Source organism: Mucilaginibacter sp. (genome assembly GCF_036383575.1).
Taxonomy (GTDB): domain Bacteria; phylum Bacteroidota; class Bacteroidia; order Sphingobacteriales; family Sphingobacteriaceae; genus Mucilaginibacter.
Window position 1 is genome coordinate 1 of record NZ_DASVOB010000620.1, and the last position, 4,560, is coordinate 4,560.

At 41.0% G+C, this 4,560-nt stretch carries 6 protein-coding genes; 3 read left to right on the forward strand and 3 right to left on the reverse strand.

Annotated features, from left to right (window positions below):
* From VF500_RS22010 to VF500_RS22020, 3 genes are all read left to right on the forward strand, one after another.
* The coding region (locus VF500_RS22010; RefSeq protein ID WP_330861741.1) for a polyprenyl synthetase family protein at positions 1–852 on the forward strand (852 nt) is incomplete at its 5' end.
* A gap of 51 nt (positions 853–903) precedes the next feature.
* Complete coding sequence (locus VF500_RS22015; protein WP_330861742.1) at positions 904–2,496, forward strand: M1 family metallopeptidase; 1,593 nt, start codon at positions 904–906, stop codon at positions 2,494–2,496.
* 4 nt (positions 2,497–2,500) lie between these two features.
* Complete coding sequence (locus VF500_RS22020; protein WP_330861743.1) at positions 2,501–2,914, forward strand: energy transducer TonB; 414 nt, start codon at positions 2,501–2,503, stop codon at positions 2,912–2,914.
* Between the two features lie 66 nt (positions 2,915–2,980).
* Here the strand turns inward: VF500_RS22020 and rpmA are convergent, their stop codons facing one another.
* The 3 genes from rpmA to VF500_RS22035 form a co-directional block, all read right to left on the reverse strand.
* Complete coding sequence (rpmA, locus tag VF500_RS22025; RefSeq protein WP_243487181.1) at positions 2,981–3,400, reverse strand: 50S ribosomal protein L27; 420 nt, start codon at positions 3,398–3,400, stop codon at positions 2,981–2,983.
* A 48-nt stretch (positions 3,401–3,448) separates the two neighbouring features.
* The gene (rplU, locus tag VF500_RS22030; RefSeq protein ID WP_091211724.1) at positions 3,449–3,757 is read right to left on the reverse strand and encodes a 50S ribosomal protein L21; all 309 of its coding nucleotides are present in this window, start codon (positions 3,755–3,757) and stop codon (positions 3,449–3,451) included.
* A 75-nt stretch (positions 3,758–3,832) separates the two neighbouring features.
* Positions 3,833–4,306 (reverse strand): hypothetical protein, encoded by a 474-nt coding sequence (locus tag VF500_RS22035; RefSeq protein ID WP_330861744.1) that lies wholly within the window; start codon positions 4,304–4,306, stop codon positions 3,833–3,835.
* Between the last annotated feature and the right edge of the window lie 254 nt (positions 4,307–4,560).

Below are 4,560 nucleotides of genomic sequence, written 5' to 3' on the forward strand. Positions count from 1 at the left end.
ATGCGCCCTGCCCTGCTCCTGCTGGCCTGCGATCTTTTTGGCGGCGACGTTAACAAGGCAATTGAGCCCGCGCTGGCTATAGAAGTATTCCATAATTTCACACTGATGCACGATGATATCATGGATAAAGCTCCGCTACGCCGGGGTAAAGCAACCGTGCATGAAAAATGGAATGCCAATGTGGCCATCCTTTCGGGCGACGCCATGATGGTGGAGGCTAACCGCATGATGATGAAAGTTGATGACAGTATTTTACGTAAAGTACTTGATGTTTTTAACGATACTGCTACCGGCGTATGCGAAGGCCAGCAAATTGATATGAGCTTCGAACAACGTAATGACGTAAGTATCGAGGAGTATATTAATATGATCCGCCTTAAAACAGCGGTATTGCTCGGTGGTACTTTAAAGATCGGCTCTATCATTGGTGGCGCAGCATTGGCTGATGCTGATTTCATCGATTCCTTCGGAGTAAACCTTGGTATCGCATTCCAATTACAGGATGATATACTGGATGTTTACGGCGATCCCGAAAAGTTTGGCAAACAGGTTGGCGGAGACATTATCTCCAATAAAAAAACCTTTTTGCTTATCCGCGCCCTTGAACTGGCTAAAGATACCCAGGCACAAACTTTAAATCACTGGCTAAGCGCAACCGAATTTGACAGCGTAGAAAAGGTTAAAATTATCACTGACGTATATAACCAGCTTGATATCAGGCTGTACGCTGAAGAAGCCATGCAAACCTATGCAGATAAAGCTTTTGCTGCCCTCGATGCCATTAATCTCCCTGAAGACCATAAACAATACCTTCGCGATTTTGCCGATGGCTTGCTGGTGAGGGAGAATTAATTTATATTAAAACATTAAATTAAAAATCAAACGGTTAGCTCAAATAGTTAAATGAAAAAGATCTTTTGTGTTTTAGTAATCTTGTTAGTATCAGTCGCTCTGCACGCCCAAACCCTAACCTCGGGCGGAAAACTGAAACCCGAGCAAGCTATAATGGACGTGCGCCATTATACCATCTCGCTTGCTGTTGATCCCGTGCAGAAAACTATTGATGGTTTTACCACCGTTGATGTGATCATGGCCCACCCCACCAAAGTTTTACTTTTTGATCTGTTGGATTCATTAAGTATCAGTAAGGTTTTGGTAAATGGAAAGCAGGAGTCATTTGATTACAAGAACAACCTTATTACCATCAATACAGCCAAAGAGTTGCCTGCCGGTAAAGCAAGTGTAAAAGTAATTTACGGCGGCAAACCCCATGTTGCCCGTAGGCCACCATGGGATGATGGCTTTATCTGGACCCGTGATTCAACCGGGCACCAATGGATGGCTATTACCGCCGAAGGCACAGGCGGCAAATTGTATTTCCCTTGTAAGGATCACCCTTCCGACGAACCTAACGAGGGCGTGGATATGTTCATCACCGTTCCCAAAAACCTTGTAGTAGCAGGGCCGGGATTGTTAAAAGGTGTAACTAAACAAAAGGAAACAGCAACATTCCATTGGCAAACCAAATACACCATCAACAATTATAGTATACTGTTTAATGCCGGTGATTATACCGTTGTCACCCGACCATATACAACTGTTGATGGTCACCAGGTTCCTATTCAATTTTATGTGTTAAAGGAACATGCTGCGAAAGCCGAACACCACGTGGATATCTTTGTAAAAACTATCAAAGAACATGAGAAATATTTTGGCGAATATCCCTGGGTAAAAGAAAAAATAGGGATTGTTGAAACTCCTCACCTGGGTATGGAGCACCAAACCATGAATGCCTATGGCGCCAAATTTAAATATACAAAAGTTGGCGGTGAAGATTATGACGGCTTAATGCACCATGAGTTTGGTCACGAATGGTGGGGCAATAAAGTAACCGCCAAAGACTGGGCCGATTACTGGATCCACGAGGGGATCTGTACCTACGGTGACGCTCTTTATGTAAGGGAATTTGAGGGTGAAAAAGCTTATATCAAGTTCTTCCAAAATTCAGCGTTATCGTTCGGCAATAAGGTTCCTATTGTAATGGGAAAAGACATCGATGAAGAATCGGCTTACAACGGAGATATCTATGGTAAGGGTGCATTCTTTATGCACACCCTCAGGTATATTATGGGCGATAGCACCTTCTTCCCTACCCTTAAAGGTTTCGTTACCGATCCGCGCTATACTTACAGCAATTTGGCCAGTACAGATGATGTGATCCAGTATTTCAGCAAAGCTGCAGGCAAAGATCTGAAACCGTTGTTTGATCTGTATATCTACTCCATCAATAAACTGGAAGTGCACGTGAAAGCCCAGCGCGGTGATAAGTACCAGGTTCAGCTCCTGAATATAGATATGCCTTTGCCCGTTGATATCACTATTGATGGTGTTACCAAGCCTTATACACTTGACAAAAAGGGAATAACAGTAACCAGCAAAAGTATGCCGATTATTGACCCCGATACTTATTATTTGAAGAAGCTGATCATCGAATAAAATAATGAGAAACCTGTTTGTATTTGGTTTGATTATGTTTCCTATAACACTGTTTGCCCAAGGCAAATCAAAAAAGGAACATGCTAAACCAGATACAACTATTTACACCTCGGCTGATGTGGTACCGGAATTTCCCGGAGGATTGGAAAAAATGGGTGCTTATCTTTCAAAGATACCCATGCCGCCGTTAGACACAACCGAAAATATACAGGGCCGTGTCATTATACAAATGATTGTAGAAAAAGATGGAAGTTTGACCCATCTTAAAGCAATTCGTGGCGGAAATAGCGCAATGGACAAGGCTTATATCGAATACATCGGCCGTTCGCCTAAATGGAAACCTGGCCTCATTCATGGCAAACCAGTCAGGGTAGTATATAGTATACCTATAACCGTTTGCTTCTCATCTAATGAATAACCTCAAAACAAAAAATCCCGATCAAAACTGACCGGGATTTTTTATATCCTAATATTTGTTAACTGATTACTCAGCTACAGTTTCTTCAGCAGCATCAGCAGCTTCTTCTTTTTTAGCTTTTGGTGCAGCAGCTTTCTTTGCTTTTGGAGCCTCTTCAGCAGCAGGAGCCTCAACAGCTACAGCGGCTTTTTTTGCTTTTGGTGCAGGTGCAGCTACTTCTTCAACTTCAGCCTCAAACGGAACTACTGAAACGTATGAACGGTTATCAGCTTTCTTTTTGAAAACTACGATACCTTCAGCCAAAGCGAATAAAGTATGATCTTTACCAAGACCAACGTTTAAACCTGGGTTGTGTTTAGTACCACGCTGACGTACGATGATGTTACCTGCAATTGCTGGCTGACCACCGAAAATCTTGATACCTAAACGTTTGCTATGTGACTCACGACCGTTTCTGGAACTACCGGCCCCTTTTTTATGTGCCATTTCTTATATTTTTATGGAATTGCAGAACAACTCCGGTTTAACCTTTAATTATAATGTAATACCGGTGATCTCGATCTTGGTAAATTGCTGACGGTGACCGTTTTTCTTTTTGTAACCTTTTCTTCTTTTCTTTTTGAAGATAATTACTTTATCACCTTTTAAATGTGACACGATCTTAGCCGATACTTTAGCACCTTTCAAATCAGAACCTAATTTGAATTTACCTTCGTTTTCTGCTAACAATACACTGTCAAATTCAATATTAGCGCCTTCATCGCCTTGTAGCCTGTGTACAAAGATCTGCTGGTCTTTAGCAACTTTAAATTGCTGTCCTGCTATACTTACTATTGCGTACATGTTTGTTAAATATTGTTTTAAATTTCGAGGTGCAAATATAGGGATTGATTATTAAATAAACAACATACCTGTATTTTATTTTTTACCGCGGTCTTCAACGTCAGTAAGCTTTTTCTTTATCTCTTCAATCAACCGCTGGTTGGCATCAATCAGTTTAGCGTTACCAAAATAATCGCTATCGAAGATCACGCGCTTGGTTTTTTCCTTGTATTTAAACTCAATAATATATCTAACAGCTTTTTTTGAAGCCGTAGCCGATGTATCACCAATTTCTTTCGACGGGAAATCCCAAAAACCAAGATCAGCAGCCTTACGGTGCAGGTACAACAGGTCGTCTTTTGTTAAATGTAAATGCTCTTTCACAAGTGAATCGCGCTTGTCAAGGTACTGGAACATACCTGTACGTGAATCATATTTATTTACCAGGCTATCTTTATAACCATACTGAAAACTGATCGACTGAAAATCAACGAATCGATACGGCGCATTCTTGATCATCATACCATAATAATAAACGCAGTACAATATAAACGGTACCACAACGGTCATGATCAGAAATATTTTTTTTAAACGGGGAGACATGTACAATTATTGAATTAGTGAGTTATTAAGTTTGTAAAATTATTTTTCCTTATGTCATTGCGAGGTACGAAGCAATCCCCGATAAGCAGAGCCGCTCTGTATAGTTTGGGATTGTTTCGTACCTCGCAATGACGTTTTTTTATTATAGATTTCGATATTGACAACAATGGCGAAGAGCAACATCTTACTTCGCTTCCCACAAAATATAACCGTTGCTTAAC